Consider the following 19,226-nt stretch of genomic DNA (forward strand, 5'->3'; position numbering starts at 1 on the left):
GATGACGGTTCGTCAGACGGACGGCGCCTTCGCCGACGCCCACCGGCGGATGTGGCGGGAGCTGCTGCCCGTCGGCCGGTACCAGGGCAGCGGCGGCTACCGCCGGTACGCCTGGACCGCCGCCGACGCCGAGTGCCGCGCCTGGTTCCAGGAGCAGGCCGCCGCCCGCGGACTGGCCTACGAGGTGGACCGGAACGGCAACCAGTGGGCCTGGTGGGGCGACCGCCAGGGGACGGACGCCGTGGTCACCGGCTCCCACCTGGACTCCGTCCCGGACGGCGGGGCCTTCGACGGACCGCTCGGCGTGGTGTCCTCCTTCGCCGCCGTGGACGCCCTGCGGGAGCGCGGGGCGGCCCCGCGCCGCCCGCTGGCGATCGTCAACTTCGGGGACGAGGAGGGCGCCCGCTTCGGCGTGGCCTGCGTCGGCTCCCGGCTCGCGGCGGGCGTCCTGACGCCCGATCAGGCCGCCGAGCTGCGGGACGCGCAGGGGGTGCGGCTGCCGGACGCGATGGAGCGGGCCGGGCAGGACCCGTCCGCGATCGGGGCCGACCACGAGCGGCTGGCCCGGATCGGCGCCTTCGTCGAGCTCCACGTCGAGCAGGGCCGGTGTCTCGCCGACACCCCGCACCCCGTCGGCGTCGCCTCGGCGATCTGGCCGCACGGGCGCTGGCGGTTCGACTTCGCCGGAGAGGCCAACCACGCGGGCACCACCCGCCTGGAGGACCGCCGGGACCCGATGCTGACCTACGCCAACACCGTGCTGGCCGCCCGCAAGAAGGCCCGGCTGGCCGGCGCCCTGGCCACCTTCGGCAAGGTGGCCGTGGAGCCCAACGGGGTCAACGCGATCCCGTCCATGGTGCGCGGCTGGCTGGACTCCCGGGCCGCCGACGAGGCCACCCTGGACGCCCTGGTCGCCGAGATCGAGAAGGCGGCCGGCGAGCGGGCCGAGCGGGACGGGGTCGGGCTGGCCGTCACCCGGGAGTCGTACACCCCGGTGGTCGACTTCGATCTGGGGCTGCGCGACCGGGTGGGCTCGATCCTCAAGGAGAGCACGGGAATCGGCGTCCCGGTGCTGCCGACGGGTGCGGGACACGACGCGGGAATCCTCTCCTCGGCCGTGCCGACCGCCATGCTGTTCGTACGCAACCCCACGGGGGTCTCGCACTCACCGAGCGAGTTCGCCGAGGAGGAGGACTGCGTGGCAGGAACCGCCGCACTCGCCGAGGTACTGGAGTCGCTCGCATGCCGGTGAATGACGTGACCCGCTACTGGGCCCCGTACGCCTGGATCGACCCGACGGTCGAGGAGGACGTGCTGATCGAGGTGGGGGCGGACGGCCGGATCGCCGCCGTCACCCCGGACAGCGGGCCGGCCCCGGCCGGCGCCACCGTCCTCACCGGCTTCGCCCTCCCCGGGCTGGCCAACGCCCACTCGCACGCCTTCCACCGCGCGCTGCGCAGCAGCGTGCAGGTGGGTAGCGGGACGTTCTGGACCTGGCGGGAGGTGATGTACCGGACCTCGGCCGCGCTGGACCCCGAGCTCTACCTGGAGCTGGCCACCGCCGCGTACGCCGAGATGGCGCTGGCCGGGATCACCGCGGTGGGCGAGTTCCACTACCTCCACCACGCCCCCGGCGGCGTCCGCTACGAGGACCCGAACGCCATGGGCGAGGCGCTGATCGAGGCCGCCCGGCGGGCCGGGATCCGGATCACCCTGCTGGACACCTGCTATCTCTCGGCCGGCTTCGGCGCCGAGCCGGACCACCACCAGCTGCGGTTCTCCGACGGCACGGCGGATGCCTGGGCCGAGCGGGCCTCCGGGCTGAAGGAGCACCCGCACGCCCGGATCGGCGCCGCCGTCCACTCCGTACGGGCCGTCCCGTCGGACCAGTTGGCGACCGTCGCCCGGTGGGCGGAGGAGCGGCTGGCGCCGCTGCACGTCCACCTCTCCGAGCAGACCGCGGAGAACGACGCCTGCCAGGCCGCCCACGGCCGCACCCCCACCCGGCTGCTCGCCGACCACGGGGTGCTCGGCCCGCGCACCTCGGCCGTCCACGCCACCCACCTCACGGAGGAGGACGTCCGGTTGCTCTCCGGCTCCTCGACGGTGGTCTGCATGTGCCCGACCACCGAGCGGGACCTCGCCGACGGCATCGGGCCGGCGCGGGAGCTCACCAAGGCCGGCTCGCCGATGTCGCTGGGCAGCGACAGCCACGCCGTGGTCGACCTCTTCGAGGAGGCCCGGGCGGTCGAGCTGGACGAGCGGCTGAGGACCCGTCAGCGCGGCCACTGGACGGCGGCGGCTCTGCTCCGGGCGGCGACCGAGGACGGCCACGCCTCGCTGGGCTGGCCGGAGGCCGGGCGGCTGGCGGCCGGGGCGCTCGCCGACTTCTGCACGGTGGACCTGGAGACCGTGCGCACGGCCGGCCCGCCGGCCCGGCTGGCCGCCGAGACCGCGGTCTTCTCGGCCACCGCGGCGGACGTCCGGGACGTGGTGGTCGGCGGTCGGATCGTGGTCCGCGACGGCGAGCACCAGCTCGTTCCGGGAGTGGCGGGGGCGCTGCGGCGCGCGATCGAGAAGGTGGGAGACCGTTGAGCAGCACTCTCATCACCGGCATCGGCTCGCTGGTCACCAACGACCCCGAGGCGGAGGGCGGCGACGGCGGCCCGCTCGGGCTGCTGACGGACGCCGCCGTGGTGCTGGACGGGGAGCGGATCGCCTGGGTCGGCGCCTCCGCCGACGCCCCGCCGGCCGACACGCGGGTCGACGCCGAGGGCCGGGCCGGGCTGCCCGGCTTCGTCGACTCCCACTCCCACCTGGTCTTCGCCGGGGACCGGACGGCCGAGTTCAACGCCCGGATGTCCGGGCAGCCGTACCGGGCCGGGGGCATCCGGACCACGGTGGCGGCCACCCGGGCGGCCACCGACGAGGAGCTGGACGCCAACGTCCGGCGGTACGTCGCCGAGGCGCTGCGGCAGGGCACCACCGTCCTGGAGTGCAAGTCCGGCTACGGGCTGAACGTCGAGGACGAGGAGCGGTCGCTGCGGATCGCCGGCCGGCACGCGGACGAGACCACCTTCCTGGGCGCGCACATCGTCCCGCCGGACTACGCCGACGACCCGGCCGGATACGTGGACCTGGTCACCGGCCCGATGCTGGACGCCTGCGCCCCGCACGCCCGCTGGGTGGACGTCTTCTGCGAACGGGGCGCCTTCGACGGCGACCAGGCCCGGGCGATCCTGAGCGCGGGAGCGAAGCGGGGGCTGGGCGTGCGGGTGCACGCCAACCAGCTGGGCGAGGGGCCGGGCGTGCGGCTCGCGGTGGAGCTGGGCGCGGCCTCGGCCGACCACTGCACCCACCTCACGGACGCCGACGTGGACGCGCTGGCCTCCTCCTCGACGGTGGCCACCCTGCTGCCGGGGGCGGAGTTCTCGACGCGCAGTCAGTACCCGTCCGGGCGGCGGCTGCTGGACGCGGGCGCGACGGTCGCCCTCTCGCCGGACTGCAACCCCGGGTCCAGCTTCACCAGTTCGATGGCCTTCTGCGTGGCGCTGGCCGTCCGCGAGATGGGGATGACCCCGGACGAGGCGGTCTGGTCCGCGACGGCCGGCGGCGCGCGGGCGCTGCGCCGTACGGACGTGGGAGTGCTGCGGCCCGGAGCGCGAGCGGACCTCCAGCTGCTGGACGCCCCCTCGCACGTCCATCTGTCGTACCGGCCGGGGGTCCCGCTCACCTCGGCGGTCTGGCGCGCGGGCGTCGCAGCGTGATCACGAACCACCCGCAGAGCCTTTTCCTCTAAGCTTTCGCGCATGCGTACTAGGGGGAGGCGGCAGCGCCTGCTGGTGGGGCTGGTCGCGTTCGTGGTGTCGGCGGCGGTGACGGCCATCGCCGCCGCGACCTCGACGCCCGGGGGCTCGTCGAAGACGTTCGCCCGGACGCTCTCGTCGCCGAGCCCGGCGAGCGCCTCGCCGTCCGCGGCGGCGCAGCGGGCGCCGCTGCGGATCGGCCTGTCCTACGCGGATACCCTCACCTGGATGTCCGACCAGGAGCTGGCCAAGGGGTTGAACGACGCCGTGACCCTGGGCGCGTCCTGGATCCGGGTCGACCTCTCCTGGAACGACATCCAGCCGGACGGCCCCGGCGAGTTCGAGTGGCACCGCTTCGACCGGGTGGTGAAGGCGGCCGACGCCCGGCATCTGAAGGTCCTGGCCACCATCGGCTACACGCCGCAGTGGGCCCGCGAGGCCTCCTGCCGCACCGACCAGTCCTGCCCGCCGGCCGACCCGGCGGCCTTCGCCGCGTTCGCCCGGGACGCCGCCCAGCGGTACGGGCCGATGGGCGTCCACACCTGGGAGATCTGGAACGAGCCGAACCTCCCGTACTGGGCGCCGGCGCCGGACCCGGCGGCGTACACGACGCTGCTGCGGGCGAGCACCCGGGCGATCCGCTCGGCCGACCCACAGGCCTTCCTGCTGCTGGGCGGGCTGGCGGCGGTGGCCACCGACCCGGCGACCCACTATGTCTCGCAGACCTCCTTCCTGGAGGCGGTGTGCAGGCTGGGCGCCAACAAGCTGGTGGACGCGATCAGCTACCACCCGTACACCTATCCGTACCTGCCGAGCGCGACGACCTCGTTCGGCACGGCCTTCCAGCGGATCAGCTCCACCAAGGACAACCTGATGGAGATCCTGGACCGGTACGGCACGCCCGATCTGCCGATCTGGATCACCGAGACCGGGGCGCCGACGGACGGGCCGAGGTCGGCGGCGGACGGGACGCACATCCCGGCCGGCGCCAGCCATGTCACCGAGTCCTGGCAGGCCTCGATCGCCCGCGACACGATTCCCGCGGCGGCGGCCAACCCGCATGTGGCGGCGGTCTTCTGGTTCTCCGACCGCGACTCGGGCACGCCGGCGCAGCGGCAGCAGCGCTCCCTCTTCTACGGCCTCCGCGAGTACGACGGCACAGCGAAACCGGCGTTCGCCGCGCTGAAGCAGTCCATCGCGGCGTACGAGCGCCGCGCGCCGCGCTGAGCGCCCCGGTGAGCCCGAAGGGCGAATCAGGGGCGCGGGGAACTGCGCGGCCCGCCGCTTACGGTCCGCACCCGGCAACGGCGCTTGGGCTGCAACCCGGACTCCGTACCCGGCTGCGGCGCCGTAGTGGGCCGGGCGCGCAGTTCCCCGCGCCCCTTACTTGCGCCTGCGGCGCTGCGCCAGCGGCTCGCGCCAGAGGCGAGCGGAGTTCGGGTTGCAACCCGGTGGCCGTACCCGACTGGGGCGGGATGTCGCGCCCCCGGCGCAGCGCCGCAGGCGCAAGTAGGGGGCGCGGGGAACTGCGCGGCCAGCCATGCACTCTGCCGCACTCGGCAGCGGAGTTCGGGTTGCAACCCGGTGGCCGTTGCCGGGTGCGGCGCCGTTGCGCGCGGGCCGCGCAGTTCCCCGCGCCCCTTACTTGCGCCTTCGGCGCTGCGCTCGGGGCTGCGCAAGCAGCTCGCGCCAGAGGTGGAGGTGGTGGGTGGTGAGGTCGGGCCACGCGTAGTCGCGCTCGGCCGCTTCGCGGCCCGCCGCGCCGAGGCGGTCGGACAACTCCGCGTCGCGTAGCAGCAGGCGGCACGCCTCGGCGAGGGCCGCCGGCTCGCCCGGAGGGACCAGCAGGCCCGTCTCGCCCTCCGTGACGACGGAGGGAATGCCGCCCACCCTGGAGCCGACCACCGGCGTTCCGCAGGCCATCGCCTCGATCAGGGCCATGCCGAAGGACTCCGCCTCGGTGCGGGAGGGGAGCACCAACGCGGCTGCCCCGCGTACCGCCTCCACCAGCGCGCGGCCGGACAGCTCGCCGTCCGCGTCCACCCGCCCTGCCACGCCCAGTGCGCCCGCCAGCCGCAGGTGGTCGGCGAGCGCGTCGCCGCCGCCGACCAGCCGGAGCCGGGCCTCCGGGACCTCCTCCGCCAGCTCGGCGAAGGCCCGGACCAGCACGTCGACGCCCTTCCAGGCCGAGGAGCGGTCGATCCGCCCGACGTAGAGGAGGGTGGGCGGCCGGCGCGAGGGCGGCGGGCCGGGCGTGAAGACCGCCGTGTCCACCCCGGGGGTGATCCGCACGCTCCCCGGGACGGCGTCCGCGAGCGACACCGGGGAGACCGAGACCAGCGCGTCGCAGCGGGCGAAGACCCGTGGCAGGACGTGACGTTCGTAGGCGCCGATCAGCAGGTCGGCGGCCGCGCTGCCCTTGGCCATGGAGCCCGCGTGGTAGGTGAGGAGGGTCCGGCGCCGCCGCCCGGAGAGCGCCACGGCGAGGTCGCCGAGACCCGGCACGGGGGCGTGCGCGGTGACCAGCCGCACGTCCAGCCGCCGCAGCCAGTACCGGAGTTGGAGCGGCCACAGCGGGCTGAGCGGGGTGTTGGAGACCCGCAGCCAGGCGCCCAGGCGCAGCACCCGCACCCCGTCCTCCACGGTGTCCGTGGTCCGCAGGCCCCGCCGGGTGGTGATCACCACCGGCCGCAGGTCCGGCTGCCCGGCCGCCGCTCGCGCGAGTCTGGCGGCATACCGCTCCACCCCGCCGACCTGCGGCGGGTAGTAGGGGGCGACCACGGCCACCGTCCTCATCCGCGCACCTCCCGCCGCCGGTACCGCCAGACCGCCAGCGCGGCCAGCGCGGTCAGCCCGCAGGCCAGGTTGCCCGCGCCCCACGCCCAGCCCAGCCAGACCAGCCCGCGCGGCGCCCAGGCGTAGGCCAGCCCCACCGCGACCACCGCGTACAGCGCCTGGCTCAGCATCAGCGCGGTCATCAGCCCGGCCAGCCGCAGCACCACCGACGCCCAGTAGTTCAGCGCCACCGCCAGCGAGCCCGCCGCCAGTACCACCAGCAGCGTCCGGGCGTGCTCCTGGTAGCCGCCGCCGAACAGCCGGAGCAGCAGTCCGCTCGCCGCCGCGACCACCGCGGCGGCCGCGAACTGCGCCCCGGCGGTGATCGCCGCCGAGCGGCGCAGCAGCGCGCCGAACCGGGCCCCGTCGTAGGAGACCTCGGCGAAGAGGGCGTCGCCCACGGCGTGCGACACCGAGTTGACCAGGGCCGCGATCTGGAAGGCGACGAAGTAGTAGCCGGCCTCCGCCGAGCCCAGCCGCTGCAGCACGATCAGCGGCAGCGCCAGCAGCGGGATCAGGTCGAGGAGGCTGGAGACGTAGTTGGCGGCGGAGAAGCCGAGTTGCTCGCGCAGCCGGGTGCCCCGGCCGCGCACCCGGGGCCGGTAGCCGAGCCGCCGGTGCATCAGCAGCAGCGAGGCGGCCGCCGCCACCGCGTAGCCGCCGCCGGAGGCGCCGACGATGCCGAGCGCGCCCATCCCGGTCAGCGCGATCGGCAGGGCCAGCTTGGCCAGGCCCTGGACCAGCCCGTCGACCAGCACGTTGTACTGGGGGACGCGGGCGCCGGTGAACACCGAGTCGGTGAGGAGGTTGCCGCCCGCGCACACGCAGGCCAGCACGAACAGCGCCAGCCCCCAGGGGTGGTGGCGGACGAAGAGCAGCCGTGGCGCGTACAGCGGCAGGCCCGCCAGGTAGACCGTGCCGGCCACGGCCGCGAGGCCGCCGACCACCAGCAGGGACCGGGTGATCTGGCCGTTCCTGGCCTCGCCCGGCGCGGGGAACCGGATCAGGGTGGTGTTCAGTCCGAGGAGGCTCAGATACGAGATCCAGGAGACCGCCGAGATCAGCGAGGTGGCCAGGCCCACCTGGGAGGGGCTGTAGTAGCGGGCGACCACCACCCAGAAGAGGAAGCCGAGCGCGGCGGTGGTCCCCGAGGAGGCCAGCAGCAGGAAGGAGTTGCGGTAGACCTGCTCCGGGGGGCGGGCGTGCCGGCCGTGGGCGCGGCCGGTGCGGAGGCCCCTAACCATCGCCCGGCACCGCGACCGCCACCGCTCCCGCGCCCGCGGCCTCCCGGTAGCGCTCCAGCAGCGCCTCCGCGTGCTCCTCCCAGCTGAAGGCGGTCTCGGCGTAGCGGCGGGAGTACCCGCCCATCCGGGCCCGCAGGCCGGCGTCCCCCGCCAGCCGGTCCAGCTCGTCCCGGAAGGCCTCCGGGGTCCGCGGCAGCAGGCTGATCGAGGAGCGGTCCAGCCGGTACGGCGCGTAGCCGGGGTCGTCGGTGGTCGCCACCGGCAGTCCGGAGGCCATCGCCTCCTGCACGCTCAGCGGGAAGCCCTCGGAGACGGAAGGCAGGGCGAAGACGTCGCAGGCCCGGTAGGCCTCGGCGAGCCGCTCCTGCGGCAGCGCGCCCAGGCAGTGGACGCCGGGCAGCCGGGCGGCGGCCGCGAGGGCCTCCCGGTCGCCGCCCCCGGCGAGGACCAGGTCCCAGCCCGCACCCGGCTTCTGACGGGCCGTCAGCAGAAGGTCGAAGCCCTTCTTGGGCACCAGCCGCCCGGCGAAGAGCACCAGCGGCCGCCCGTCGGCGGGCAGCCCGAGCGCCGTCCGGGCGGCGTCCCGTTCGGCGGGGCCGGCGGCCGGGCGGAAGCGCTCGGTGTCGACGCCGTTGGGCAGGTGCCGCAGCCGGTCCGCCCGGGCCCGGTAGCCCTCGGCGAACCGGGCCACCTCGGCGTTCAGGGTGAAGACGGTGCGGGCCCGGCGCAGCAGCGCGCGCCCCGCCGTCCCGTACACGGCCCGCTGCACCGCGACCACGGCGGCGGAGGGGTGGTCGACCAGCCCGACGTGCTGGGTGGTCAGCTGCGGGGTGCGGGTGAGCGCGGCGGCGAGACCGGCCGCCCAGGAGGTGACGTAGAGGCAGTCGTGGATGTGCACCACGTCCGCCCAGCGGGCCCAGCGGACGGCGGCGGTCAGCACCGAAGGCGCCAGCACCGGGAACGGCACCCCGGTACGGCGCTCGACGCCGTTCCAGGCGGGCACCCGGACCACTCTCGGTGCGGCTCCCGCCGCCTCCGCGTCCGCGCCCGTCCCCGGCCACGCCGTTCCCGGCTCGCCCGAGGCGCCGCCGGGAGCGCTGGTCAGCACCGTCACCTCGGCTCCGCGCCGGGTCAGCAGCGCCGCCTCGCGGCTCACCACCGCCTCTATCCCGCCCAGATGCGGCGGGTAGTAGTGGCTCACGAGGAGGATCCGGGGCCGGCCGTTCACTGGTAGATCTCTGCTCCCTCGCTGCTGTAGACCTTGTTCTTGGTCGCGTCCAGCAGCCCGGCCGGCAGGGTGAAGGTGATCAGGTCGCCCTGGTAGAAGACGCTGATCCGGCCCTGCTGGACGGCGGTCCTGCCGAGGAGCACGGTGGTGTCCTCGCGCAGCAGCGTCGGGTAGAGCCCGCCCACCGCGGGCCCGGTGATCAGCGTCTGCAGCCGGGCGAAGGTGAACTCGTCGGTCTGCAGCAGCCTCGGCGAGGTGGCCGAGGTCCGCTGGGAGAGCCAGTACGCAGCCTCCCGCTCGGCCAGGTCGGGGTAGTAGACGTCGTAGTACTGCCCGGAGTCGCTCAGCTGCAGCTGCGCCGGGTAGCCGCCGAGGGCCTTGGGCAGCACCCCGGTGAGGTCCAGGAAGAGCGCCGCCACCAGCACGCAGACCAGCGGAGCGGTCCGCCGCCGCGCCCAGCGGAGCGCCCAGAGGGTGGCCGCGGCCATGAACGGCGCGAAGAAGAACAGGCCCTGCTGGAAGGCCCGCAGCAGGCTGTAGTCCACCGAGAGCTGGGGCAGCAGCACCAGCAGGCCGATCAGTCCGGCGGCGCCGACCGCCAGCGCGATCTGGTCGCGGGTCGGCCGGAAGGCGCTGCGTCTGCCGCGCACCGCGACCACGAAGCCGACCAGCAGCAGCAGTTGGAGGAGTGCGGCGGCGCCCGTGCGCAGCACGCCGTTCAGCCCGGTGACGCTCAGCCCGGTCGAGCCGAGCAGCCGGCCGAGGGCGGTCAGCGGCTGGTTCGGCGTGCGCACGGCCGTCACCCGCACGGCGTCGGCCGTCTTCAGCGGCACCAGGTCCGCGGACGGCGGCAGCGCCGCCCGCTCGCGCAGGGTCTCCGCGCGGTACTCGGCGAGACGCTGGGCGGGGCTGGTGGAACCGCCGCCGAAGAGGCTGTACGAGGTGTCCGAGGAGCCGGAATGCGCCTGCCCGGGGTGGAGCAGCTCGTGCACCGCCCCGGTGACCGTCTGCCGCAGCTCGCCGCTGGTGTGGGTGACCGGCCCGGCCCACACCAGGGCCAGCACCGCCGGCAGCAGCACCAGCCACCAGGTGACCAGCGGGGGCCCGCCGGCCCTGGCCGGGCGCTCCCGGCGCCGGACGCGGTCCTTGAGGCGCAGCAGGAGGTGGACGGCGAAGGCGATCCCGAAGGTCGCCACCACCACGTAGGTCGTCGAGTAGTGGGACAGCACCATGCCGACCATCAGCACGGCGGTCACCGCGCGGCGGGCCCGCAGCGGCCGCCCGGAGTCGGTCAGCATCACCGCGACCCCGCCCAGCAGCAGGAACGCCACCTCCTGGCGGCCGAGGAAGGTCATGTCGGTGAAGAAGGTCGGGAAGACGACGAAGTAGACCGCCGACAGCAGCGCCACCATCCGCGGGGCCACGTTGTGCACCGAGCGGAAGACCTGGACCGGGACCAGCGCGAAGAGCAGCGGCAGTACGGCCTTGAAGACGTAGACGTCCGGGATGCCGGTCATCCGCACCACGCTCACCGGCAGGATGGTGATGCTCAGGCAGGCGTTGTACGCGTTGGGGTAGCTGTGGACGTCCCAGAGCGAGCCGCCCAGGGTGAGGCGGAAGAACTCGTACTCCCACTGGATGTCGTGGCCGGTGACGTACCACCCGCGCAGCGAGTTGAGCAGCAGCAGCGCCGCCGAGGCCAGGAACAGCCCGGTCTCCAGCACCGGTATGGACCACCGCCGCCGGCGGGCGAGCAGCAGCACCAGCAGCGCGCCCACGGCGACCAGGGCGACCGTGCTGACCGTCCCGCCCAGGCCGTTGTTGAGCCGCACCGGACCGGCCACGGAGAGCACCAGCGCCGCCGCCCCGAGGCCGAGGACAGCCGCGAGCCCGGGCCGGCGGCGGTGGCGACGGCGACGGCCCGGGCCGCCGGTCCGCTGCTCGCGGGGCTCCTCGGGGACGAAGGTGCCGACGGCGATCAGGACGAGGGCGGTGGCGCCGGCGAGCGGGATCCGGGTGAGCGGATGGTGCTGGCCGAGAAGCGGCAGCACGGTGTTGACGGCGAGGGCGACCAGGATATCGGTGACGACCGCGAGACCGGCGGCCACCAGCAGGTTGCCGTCCCTGGAGGACACCACCCGGGAGGCCGTCCCGCGCCACACCGCCACCGGCGCGCCGAACATCAGCCAGAGTCCGGCCAGGGTCAGCGGCACCCCCGGAACGCCGGGGAGCATCTCCACCGCGCAGGCCAGGGCGATGCTCAGCAGCACCGCGTTGCGCCCCTGGAGGAACGACGGCAGCCGGCGGCCGGGCGGTCGCCCGGACGGCTGTGCTGTCGGCTGTTCGGTCGCCTGTGCGGTCCGCTGCTCGGCTGCGTCCTCGATCGGCTGCTCCGCCGCCTGCTCGGCCGCCTGCTCGGCGGCCCGGTGGTCGGCGCTCACAGTCCGGCCTCCGCGTACACCCGTTCCACCTGCTCGGCGACCGACGCCCAGCTGCGGGCGCGTGCCGCCCGGGCGCCCGCGGCGGCCAGCCGCCACCGCAGCCCGGGGTCACCGGCCAGCCGGTCGATCCCCGCCGCCAGTGCGGCCGGGTCCGGGGGAACCAGCAGGCCTACGCCGTCCAGGAGTTCGCGGTTCCCCGGCACGTCCGTGGCCAGCACGGGCAGCGCGGAGGCCATCGCCTCCAGGGCGGCCAGCGGCATCCCCTCCCGGTCGGAGGGCAGCACGAAGGCGTCCGAGGAGGCGTAGGCGGCGACCAGCTCCTCGCCGTGGAGCTCGCCGGCGAAGCGGACGGCCTCGCCGCCGAGCCCCAACCGGGCGGCCCGCGCCTCCAGCGCGCCGCGCAGCTCGCCGTCGCCGACGATCCGCAGCCGGGCCGGCCGGCTCAGCCGGCTCATCGCGTCCAGCAGCCGCCCCACGTTCTTCTGGACGCCGAGGCGCCCGACGAAGAGCAGCCGCAGCGGCCGCCCGTCCGCCTCCGGCGGCGTCTCGGGCACGGGACGGAACCAGGCCTCCCCGACCCCGTTCGGCACCACGAAGACCCGCTCCCGGGGCAGCCGGTACTCGGTGCGGAGGAAGCCGGCCTGGTCGGGGGTCAGCGCGATCACGGCCGCCGCCGAGCGCAGCACCCGGCCCAGGACCTGCCGCTTGTAGAGCGGCAGCAGCCGGCCCAGCGGGCCGGAGGCGTCCACGTCGAGGTGGAAGTGGACCACGTAGCGCCGGCCGCGGAGCCGGGCGCTGAGCGCGACCAGCTCCGGCAGCAGGGCGTGGGCGCAGTGGAGGTGGAGCACGGCGTTCCGGGGGACGCGCAGCAGGGCGAGGGCGAGGCCGGGCGAGACGGGGGTGTGCGCCAACTCCGCCGCGCGGTAGCGGCGTACGGAGAGCGAGGGCCCGCCGTCGGCGGCAGCGTCCGGGCCGGAGGCCGGGCTTCCGGCCGGGCCTGCGGCCGCGCTTCCGTCCGGGCCTGAGGCCCGTTCCGGGCCGAGGGCCGTGGTCAGCACCCGCACCTCGTGCCGCTCGGCGAGCCGCTCGGAGAGGTTCGCCGCCACGCGCTCCAGCCCGCCCAGCCGGGGCGGGTAGTACGGGGAGACCTGAACGATGGTGCGCATCAACTGCCCGCGGCCGTCCGGGTGGTGCCGAAGCTGTAGCGCAGGCGCTGCGGGTGGCCGAGGAGGGCGACCCGCACGTCGGCGACCGAGCCGGCGGAGCGCAGGCGGGTGACCGACCGGGTGGCGACCCCGTCCCGGGGGTGGAGGACGAGGGTGGTGGCGGCGAGGGCCTTCCCGCCGTCCGAGTCGAGGGTGACGCGGAGCCGGTAGGTGCGGACGCCGGTGCCGTGGGCGTTCAGCGAGACCGGGACGATCACGGTGTCCCCGTCGAAGACCGGGCTGGTGGTGAAGTAGAGCTCGGTGAAGGACTGCGGGATCCGGGTGAAGGACTGCAGCATCACGGTGCGCACCGGCTGCAGCGTCCAGAGCAGTACCCCGGCCGCGAGCAGCACGGCCAGGCCGGCCACGCCGGCGGAGACCCTGGCGCCGACCCGCGCCCCGGCCCCGAAGGCCCGCTCCCGCCGCGCCTTGTGCCGAGCGCCCGTGGGCCGGGCTTCGCCGCCCGGGTCGTCCTGCTCGGGGTCCTCGCTCGCCGCCTCGGTCCGCCTCTCGGTCATACCGCCTCGTACTGCTGCTCGACCGGCAGTTCCGGCTCCGCAGCATAGACGCCCAGGCCGAAGCGGTGGGACAGCAGTTGGCGCAGGTTGGCGAGACCGTCCGGCAGCGCGTCCAGCTTCACCTCGCCGCCCCGGATGCGGTATTCGATCGGGACCTCCAGGAAGCGGTAGCCGGCCGTGGTGGCGGCGTTCTTTATCTCCTGGGAGAAGGCCATCCCGGTGGAGCGGACCCGGATCCCCTGCCAGACGTGGCTGCGCAGAAGCCACATCCCGGACTGCGAGTCCCGCAGGCCGTTGCGGAAGAGGAGGCGGCTCAGGGCGCTGAGCGCGTGGTTGGCGACCCGGTGGGTGGTCCGCATCGCCGAGCGGTTGGCGTGCTGCAACCGGTTGGTGGTCAGGAACTCGACGTCCTGCTCGACGAGGGTGCTCAGCAGGCCGGGGAGGGCGTCGAAGGGGTAGGTGCAGTCGGCGTCGCCGGTGGCGAACACCTCGCCGCAGGCGGCGCGGAACCCGGCCAGATAGGCGTTGCCGTAGCCGCGTTCGGGCTGGGCGACGATCCGGGCGCCCAGGTCCCGGGCGACCTCCGCGGTCCCGTCGGTGGAGCCGTTGTCCACCACGATCACCTCGGTGTCCCAGCCGGCGTCGGCGAGTTCGAGGTACGGCACGGAACCGAGGACGGTGGGGATGTTGGGCGCCTCGTTGAGCGCAGGGATGACTATGGAAAGTGTGCCCACCGAAGAATCCCCCGCTGTCAACCGCCGGCTCCGCCCAGCCCCTGTGTCCCGCGGGCGTTGCGAACTCGCGTGCTGGTGAAGGGCACGCGTTCTGACACCGACGGGGTATGTGCAACTTTAGGGCACGGACTGCACGGAATGTGACTCCCGTGACCATGTCGTAACGCACGCATGACCGAGACCGACAGCCGCGGTGAGGGGTCCGGCCCGCCCGGCGGACCGGCCGGACCCCGTGCTCAGCCCACCAGCCAGGAGGCCACCGGGTTGGCCTTCAGCCCCGCGCCGCCCTGCATCAGGGTCGCCACCTGAGAGGGGGTCAGCGACTGGTTCCAGACCTGGATATGGCCGATGACCCCGGCCCAGGCGTCGTTCCAGATGCCGTGCTTGCGGTCCCGGCCGAGCTGCAGCGGGCCCGGACCGGCCCAGATGCCGGGCACCTTGGCGGCGCCGGCCGGCTTGCCGTTCACATACAGCCCGATGGTGTGCTTGGCCGCGTCGTACGTTCCGGTGAGCAGCGCCCAGGTGTTGGTGGTCGGCGCTCCGGCGGGGGCGTGGACGGCGTGGCTGGTGCTGTCCGCGCCGCCCTTCCCGGACTGCACGCGGAAGGACCAGTACTGGTGGCCGCCGGAGTCCTCGCGGCCGAGGTCGAACAGGTAGGAGGCGCCGTCGCCCTCGCTGATCGCCGAACGCGAGCCGCCGGGCTGCTGGTTGTAGACCCAGGCCGAGACGGTGAAGCTCTTGGTGACGTCGACGATCTGGTCGGCCGACTGGGCATAGGAGATGCCGTCGTTCTTCAGGCTGATCACATAGCCGTTGGGGACCTTGCTGACCTGCGCGTCCGGGCCCATCGCCAGCGGGGCGTCCCCGGAGCTGTCGCGCAGCAGGTTCGGCTGGCCGGGGACGGTCGGGGAGTCGTTCGGCGCCCCCGTGGGCGAGGCCGAGGTGCGGGCCGAGGCGGACGGGGTCGGCCCGGCGTGCGGATGCTTCGCCCCGCCGCCGCCGAGGCCGTTCACCCCCAGCCAGCCGGCGCCGGCGCCCAACAGGCAGGCCACGCCGATGATCGAGGCCCAGCGGAGCCGCCGCCGACGGCGTACCCGGGACTCGTTCTCCTCGGCGAGCGCGGCCCAGTCCGGCTCGGAGGACGCCGGCTGCGCCGGGGCGAACGTCTGCTGCGGGAGGGGCGCCCACTGCGCGGGCACGGGCTGCGGCGCCTGCGGTGACTGCGGCGCCTGCGGGGGGAGTGCGGACGGCGGAGGGAGCTCGAACTCCTCGTCCTCGGCGGGTATCTGCTGCGCCTGCGGCTGCCCGGCGGCGCGGGGATCGAGTGGTGCTGGCCGGAGGCGCGTCGGCTCCTGGCCCGGGGACTCGGCCCTGTCCGGGCCCTCCGTACCGTCATTCATGCTCGGATGCTAGAACATCCATGCTCTTCTTCTGCACCTGGTGGACACCTGAATCCCCCCTTTCCCGTGCCCCGCCGCCCGTCCGCGGCGCCGCAGGCGCAGGCGAGGGGGCCTGTGGGCTTCCGCACGCGTTTCCTCGCGGGCTACATCCGCTGTGGTAGGCGGAACGCAACCGACGGCCGACGCGCCGACGGCGTCTCCGGGCCAGGCTCGAAGCATGCAGACGCAGAAGCAGGCGCAGACGCAGGCCGCGACCACGGCCCCCCGCCCGGACACCGCGATCGCGCTCGACGGCGTGCGCAAGAGCTACGGCGCGCACACCGCCGTGGACGCCCTCGACCTCCGCGTCCGCCGCGGCGAGACCCTCGCCCTCCTCGGCCCGAACGGCGCCGGCAAGTCCACCACCGTCGCGCTCCTCACCGGCCTCCTCGCCCCGGACGCCGGCCGGGTCACCGTCGCCGGGGACACCCCGCACCGCGCCGTCGCCCGCGGCGCCATCGCCGCCATGCTCCAGGACAGCGGTCTGATGCCCGGCGTCACCGTCGCCGAACTCGTCGAGCTGGCAAGGCGGTTCTACCCCCACCCGCTCAGCACCCCCGCCGCCCTGGAACTGGCCGGCCTCACCGCCGTGGCCCGTCGCCGGGTGGACCGCCTCTCCGGCGGGCAGGCGCAGCGGGTCCGCTTCGCGCTGGTCGCCGTCGCCGACCCGGAGATCCTGCTGCTCGACGAGCCGACCCGGGCGATGGACGTGCAGGGCCGCCGCGAGTTCTGGACCGCGATGCGCCGCTACGCCGCCTCCGGCCGGACCATCGTCTTCGCCACCCACTACCTGGACGAGGTCGAGGAGAACGCCGACCGGGTGGTCGTGATGGCCCGCGGCCGGATCGTCGCCGACGGCACCCCGGCCCGGATCCGGGCCGTCGCCGGCGCCGCGACCCTCCGCTTCCGGCTCCCGGCCGGCGCCGAGCTCCCGCCGCTGCCGGCCGGCGCCGGCGTGACCCGCGAGGGCGAGCGCGTCACCGTCACCACCGCCGCCCCCGACGACGCGGTACGCGCCCTGGCCGGCAGCGCGGCGCCCTGGCGGGAGCTCACCGTCGCCCCGCCGAGCCTGGACGACTCCTTCCTCCGCCTGACCGCCTCCTCCGCCTGACCGCTTGCTCGCCTGACCGTCCCGGCCTGACCGCCGAGACCCGGAACCGAGGACCCGCCATGACCGCCTACCAGCTCCGCCTGGAAAGCCTCCGGATGCTGCGCGACCCCCGCTACCTCGCGCTCGCGCTGCTCGCCCCGATCGGCTTCTACCTCCTCTTCGCCACCCTCTTCGGCGGCGAGGACCCGGCCCGCCCCGGCGCCCTCAAGGGCACCGTGGAGATCATGGTCGCGATGGCCGCGTACGGCGCGGTCTGGGGCGCCCTCTCCGCGACCGGCCCGCGGATCGCCCAGGAGCGCACCGGCGGCTGGCTGGAGCAGCTGCGCGCGATGCCGGTGACGGCCCGTCAGGTGATGACCGCCAAGCTGGCCGCCGGCATGGCCGTGGCGCTCCCCGCGATCGGGCTGGTCTGCGCGACCGCCGCGGTGGTGAAGGGCGTCCGGCTGAGCGCCGCCGAGTGGGTCGCCGTCCTCGGCGCGATGTGGCTGGGCAGCCTGCCGTTCGCGGTCCTCGGCGTGGCGATCGGCTACCTGGTGGGAGCCGACGCGGCCTTCCCGCTGAGCTACGGGCTGTACATGGCGATGTCCGCGATGGGCGGCCTGTGGGTGCCGCCGGCCCGGCTGCCGTCCTCCTTCGTCCATGTGGCGAGCGCGCTGCCGACCTACCGGCTGGCCGACCTGGGCTGGCGGATCGCCGCCGGCCACCCGCCGACCGCGCTGGACGCCGGGGTGCTGGCGGCCTGGACGGCCGGGCTCGGCCTTCTCGCCGCCCTCGCCTACCGCCACCGGCCGCGCCGGGTCTCGGCGGCGTCGTGACCCGCCCGTACGCTGACGCCATGACGGACCGTCAACGGGCCGTCGCCGAATGGACCCTGGTCGGTTCGGTGACGGCCTTCGGCTGCCTGGGCGTGTGGCTGGAGCTGCACTACACCGCCCGAAGCGTGCCGTGGCCGCCGGGCGCCTACCTGCTGACCCTGGCCGGGGGAGCGGCGCTGCCGCTTCGCCGCAGCCGGCCCGGCCCGGCGGCGCTGGCCTGCCTCCTCTGCGTCCTCGGCTACCACCTGGCCGGCTATCCCGGGCTCGCGCCCGCGGTGCTGCTCTTCGTCGCGATCTACGCGCTGCCGGTGTACGGCGGCCCGCGCGGGCTCTGGTACGGACTGGCGGTGGCGGCGGCGGTCTGGACGGCCCTGTCGCTGCCGCCGCACCCGCTGCCGTGGTACGCGCTGGACGTGTCGATGCCCGCGCTCTGCTACGCGGCCACGGCGGTGGTCGGCGAGTCCGCCCGTCGGCGCCGGGCCGAGCACGAGGCGCGGGTGCGCGAGGAGGCCGCGGCCGCCGAGGAGCGGCTCGGCCGGCGGCTGGCCGAGGAGCGGCTGCGGATCGCCCGCGAGCTCCACGACGTGCTGGCGCACACCATCTCGGTGGTGGCCGTGCAGAGCGGGGTGGCCCTGGACGCGCTGGACGGCGGGGACGCCCCGGCCGCCCGGGAGGCGATGCGGGTGGTGCGCGGCTCGGCGAAGCAGGCGATGCCGGAGCTGCGGGCGGCGCTCGACCTCCTCCGCGGGCGGGCGGGGGACGCACCGGGGACGCAGCCGCGGCCGCAGCCCGGCCTCGGGCAGCTCCCGGAGCTGGCCGCGCAGGTCCGGGACAGCGGGCTGGCGGTCGAGCTGGCCGTGGACCGGGGCGCGGCGGAGGCGCCCGCGCTCCTTCAGCTCACCGCGTACCGGCTGGTCCAGGAGGCGCTGACCAACGCGCTCCGGCACGCGCGCTCCGCCGAGCGGGCGCGGGTCCGGGTGCGCGCGCTGCCGGCCGCGCTGGTCGTGGAGGTGGTGGACGACGGCGCGGGGCCGGACGGCCGCCCCCCGGCGGACGCGCCGGGGTTCGGTCTCCTCGGGATGCGCGAGCGCGCGGAGGCACTGGGCGGTAGCGTCCAGGCGGGCCCGCGCCCCCACCCGGAGACCGGTTTCCGGGTGACCGCCGAACTGCCGTGGGAGCGCCGATGATCCGGGTACTGCTCGCCGACGACCAGGCGCTGGTCCGGGCGGGATTCCGGGCGCTGCTCGAGCGCGCCGAGGACGTCGAGGTGGTGGGCGAGGCCTCGGACGGCCGGGAGGCGGTCGAGGCGGTCCGCCGGCTGCGGCCGGACGTGGTGCTGATGGACGTCCGGATGCCGGTCCTGGACGGCATCGAGGCGACGGCCCGGATCGTGGCCGACCCCGCGCTGGCCGGGACCCGGGTGCTGGTGATCACCACCTACGAGCTGGACGAGTACGTCCACCGGGCGCTGCACGCCGGAGCCTCCGGTTTCCTCCTCAAGGACCTGGAGCCGGACGAGCTGCGGCGGGCGGTGCGGGTGGTCGCGGCGGGGGAGGCGCTGCTGGCGCCGAGGGTGACCCGCCGGCTGATCGCGGAGTACACCCGGCGGGGCGGCGGCGCCGCGGCCGGCGCGGGGGCGCGGCCGGGCCTGGACTCCCTCACCGAGCGCGAACGCGAGGTCCTCGTCCTGGTGGCCCGCGGCCTCAGCAACGACGAGATCGCGACGCGCCTCTTCATCAGCCCTGCCACCGCGAAGACCCACGTCTCCCACACGATGACCAAGCTCTCCGCCCGGGACCGGGCCCAACTGGTCGTCTTCGCCTACGAGTCCGACCTGGTCTGAGCCCGGA

General features: G+C 75.2%; 16 protein-coding genes. 8 read left to right on the forward strand and 8 right to left on the reverse strand.

Annotation, left to right across the window (positions count from 1 at the left end):
• The first annotated feature begins 1 nt into the window (after nucleotide 1).
• The 4 genes from BS73_RS23720 to BS73_RS34990 are packed head-to-tail and all read left to right on the forward strand — an operon-like array spanning nucleotide 2 to nucleotide 5,033.
• Complete coding sequence (locus tag BS73_RS23720) at nucleotides 2-1,252, forward strand: allantoate amidohydrolase (RefSeq protein WP_051940370.1); 1,251 nt, start codon at nucleotides 2-4, stop codon at nucleotides 1,250-1,252.
• Nucleotides 1,243-2,595 carry a formimidoylglutamate deiminase gene (locus BS73_RS23725; protein WP_037575666.1) on the forward strand — a complete coding sequence of 451 codons (1,353 nt, stop codon included), beginning with the start codon at nucleotides 1,243-1,245 and terminating at the stop codon, nucleotides 2,593-2,595. Before BS73_RS23720 ends, BS73_RS23725 begins: the two co-directional genes overlap by 10 nt.
• Nucleotides 2,592-3,767 carry an imidazolonepropionase gene (gene hutI, locus BS73_RS23730; RefSeq protein WP_037575668.1) on the forward strand — a complete coding sequence of 392 codons (1,176 nt, stop codon included), beginning with the start codon at nucleotides 2,592-2,594 and terminating at the stop codon, nucleotides 3,765-3,767. The genes BS73_RS23725 and hutI overlap by 4 nt, the downstream gene beginning before the upstream one ends.
• A gap of 42 nt (nucleotides 3,768-3,809) precedes the next feature.
• Complete coding sequence (locus BS73_RS34990) at nucleotides 3,810-5,033, forward strand: cellulase family glycosylhydrolase (protein ID WP_152617700.1); 1,224 nt, start codon at nucleotides 3,810-3,812, stop codon at nucleotides 5,031-5,033.
• Between the two features lie 414 nt (nucleotides 5,034-5,447).
• Here the strand turns inward: BS73_RS34990 and BS73_RS23740 are convergent, their stop codons facing one another.
• The 8 genes from BS73_RS23740 to BS73_RS23775 all read right to left on the reverse strand — a co-directional run bounded on the left by BS73_RS23740 (nucleotide 5,448) and on the right by BS73_RS23775 (nucleotide 15,411).
• Nucleotides 5,448-6,602, reverse strand: coding sequence for a glycosyltransferase family 4 protein (locus BS73_RS23740; protein WP_037575671.1), 1,155 nt, complete (start codon nucleotides 6,600-6,602; stop codon nucleotides 5,448-5,450).
• On the reverse strand, nucleotides 6,599-7,885 hold the full coding sequence (locus BS73_RS23745) for a lipopolysaccharide biosynthesis protein (RefSeq protein WP_037575674.1): 1,287 nt from the start codon (nucleotides 7,883-7,885) through the stop codon (nucleotides 6,599-6,601). The genes BS73_RS23740 and BS73_RS23745 overlap by 4 nt, the downstream gene beginning before the upstream one ends.
• A complete protein-coding gene (locus BS73_RS23750; RefSeq protein ID WP_235215506.1) occupies nucleotides 7,878-9,086 on the reverse strand; it encodes a glycosyltransferase family 4 protein in 1,209 nt (402 codons plus the stop codon). The genes BS73_RS23745 and BS73_RS23750 overlap by 8 nt, the downstream gene beginning before the upstream one ends.
• A 23-nt stretch (nucleotides 9,087-9,109) precedes the next feature.
• A complete protein-coding gene (locus BS73_RS23755; RefSeq protein WP_037575676.1) occupies nucleotides 9,110-11,554 on the reverse strand; it encodes a hypothetical protein in 2,445 nt (814 codons plus the stop codon).
• The gene (locus BS73_RS23760) at nucleotides 11,551-12,720 is read right to left on the reverse strand and encodes a glycosyltransferase family 4 protein (RefSeq protein WP_051940377.1); all 1,170 of its coding nucleotides are present in this window, start codon (nucleotides 12,718-12,720) and stop codon (nucleotides 11,551-11,553) included. The genes BS73_RS23755 and BS73_RS23760 overlap by 4 nt, the downstream gene beginning before the upstream one ends.
• Complete coding sequence (locus tag BS73_RS38335; protein ID WP_037575686.1) at nucleotides 12,720-13,277, reverse strand: hypothetical protein; 558 nt, start codon at nucleotides 13,275-13,277, stop codon at nucleotides 12,720-12,722. The genes BS73_RS23760 and BS73_RS38335 overlap by 1 nt, the downstream gene beginning before the upstream one ends.
• Entirely contained in the window at nucleotides 13,274-14,011 is a 738-nt protein-coding gene (locus BS73_RS23770) for a glycosyltransferase family 2 protein (protein WP_084704303.1), read from the reverse strand. The genes BS73_RS38335 and BS73_RS23770 overlap by 4 nt, the downstream gene beginning before the upstream one ends.
• A gap of 236 nt (nucleotides 14,012-14,247) precedes the next feature.
• Nucleotides 14,248-15,411 carry a LamG domain-containing protein gene (locus BS73_RS23775; protein ID WP_037575688.1) on the reverse strand — a complete coding sequence of 388 codons (1,164 nt, stop codon included), beginning with the start codon at nucleotides 15,409-15,411 and terminating at the stop codon, nucleotides 14,248-14,250.
• A gap of 217 nt (nucleotides 15,412-15,628) precedes the next feature.
• Between BS73_RS23775 and BS73_RS23780 the strand changes: the two genes are divergently transcribed.
• Genes BS73_RS23780 through BS73_RS23795 form a run of 4 tightly spaced genes read left to right on the forward strand, consistent with a single transcriptional unit; the run spans nucleotide 15,629 to nucleotide 19,219 of the window.
• Nucleotides 15,629-16,561 carry an ABC transporter ATP-binding protein gene (locus BS73_RS23780; RefSeq protein WP_084704304.1) on the forward strand — a complete coding sequence of 311 codons (933 nt, stop codon included), beginning with the start codon at nucleotides 15,629-15,631 and terminating at the stop codon, nucleotides 16,559-16,561.
• Nucleotides 16,562-16,620: 59 nt separating this feature from the next.
• Nucleotides 16,621-17,376, forward strand: a complete 756-nt coding sequence (locus BS73_RS23785) for an ABC transporter permease (protein ID WP_037575690.1) — start codon at nucleotides 16,621-16,623, stop codon at nucleotides 17,374-17,376.
• 20 nt (nucleotides 17,377-17,396) lie between these two features.
• Nucleotides 17,397-18,563 carry a sensor histidine kinase gene (locus tag BS73_RS23790; protein ID WP_051940381.1) on the forward strand — a complete coding sequence of 389 codons (1,167 nt, stop codon included), beginning with the start codon at nucleotides 17,397-17,399 and terminating at the stop codon, nucleotides 18,561-18,563.
• Nucleotides 18,560-19,219 carry a response regulator transcription factor gene (locus tag BS73_RS23795; RefSeq protein WP_037580815.1) on the forward strand — a complete coding sequence of 220 codons (660 nt, stop codon included), beginning with the start codon at nucleotides 18,560-18,562 and terminating at the stop codon, nucleotides 19,217-19,219. Before BS73_RS23790 ends, BS73_RS23795 begins: the two co-directional genes overlap by 4 nt.
• Nucleotides 19,220-19,226: the final 7 nt, after the last annotated feature.

It is taken from the genome of Phaeacidiphilus oryzae TH49 (assembly GCF_000744815.1).
Classification (GTDB): Bacteria; Actinomycetota; Actinomycetes; order Streptomycetales; family Streptomycetaceae; genus Phaeacidiphilus; species Phaeacidiphilus oryzae.

Bases quoted from the DNA above. Each gene is read 5' to 3' on its own strand.
- BS73_RS23720 (WP_051940370.1), top strand. From the start codon at position 2: ATGACGGTTCGTCAGACGGACGGCGCCTTCGCCGACGCCCACCGGCGG.
- BS73_RS23725 (WP_037575666.1), top strand. From the start codon at position 1,243: ATGCCGGTGAATGACGTGACCCGCTACTGGGCCCCGTACGCCTGGATC.
- BS73_RS34990 (WP_152617700.1), top strand. From the start codon at position 3,810: ATGCGTACTAGGGGGAGGCGGCAGCGCCTGCTGGTGGGGCTGGTCGCG.
- BS73_RS23740 (WP_037575671.1), bottom strand. From the start codon at position 6,602: ATGAGGACGGTGGCCGTGGTCGCCCCCTACTACCCGCCGCAGGTCGGC.
- BS73_RS23745 (WP_037575674.1), bottom strand. From the start codon at position 7,885: ATGGTTAGGGGCCTCCGCACCGGCCGCGCCCACGGCCGGCACGCCCGC.
- BS73_RS23760 (WP_051940377.1), bottom strand. From the start codon at position 12,720: ATGCGCACCATCGTTCAGGTCTCCCCGTACTACCCGCCCCGGCTGGGC.
- BS73_RS38335 (WP_037575686.1), bottom strand. From the start codon at position 13,277: ATGACCGAGAGGCGGACCGAGGCGGCGAGCGAGGACCCCGAGCAGGAC.
- BS73_RS23775 (WP_037575688.1), bottom strand. From the start codon at position 15,411: ATGAATGACGGTACGGAGGGCCCGGACAGGGCCGAGTCCCCGGGCCAG.
- BS73_RS23780 (WP_084704304.1), top strand. From the start codon at position 15,629: ATGCAGACGCAGAAGCAGGCGCAGACGCAGGCCGCGACCACGGCCCCC.
- BS73_RS23785 (WP_037575690.1), top strand. From the start codon at position 16,621: ATGACCGCCTACCAGCTCCGCCTGGAAAGCCTCCGGATGCTGCGCGAC.
- BS73_RS23790 (WP_051940381.1), top strand. From the start codon at position 17,397: ATGACGGACCGTCAACGGGCCGTCGCCGAATGGACCCTGGTCGGTTCG.
- BS73_RS23795 (WP_037580815.1), top strand. From the start codon at position 18,560: ATGATCCGGGTACTGCTCGCCGACGACCAGGCGCTGGTCCGGGCGGGA.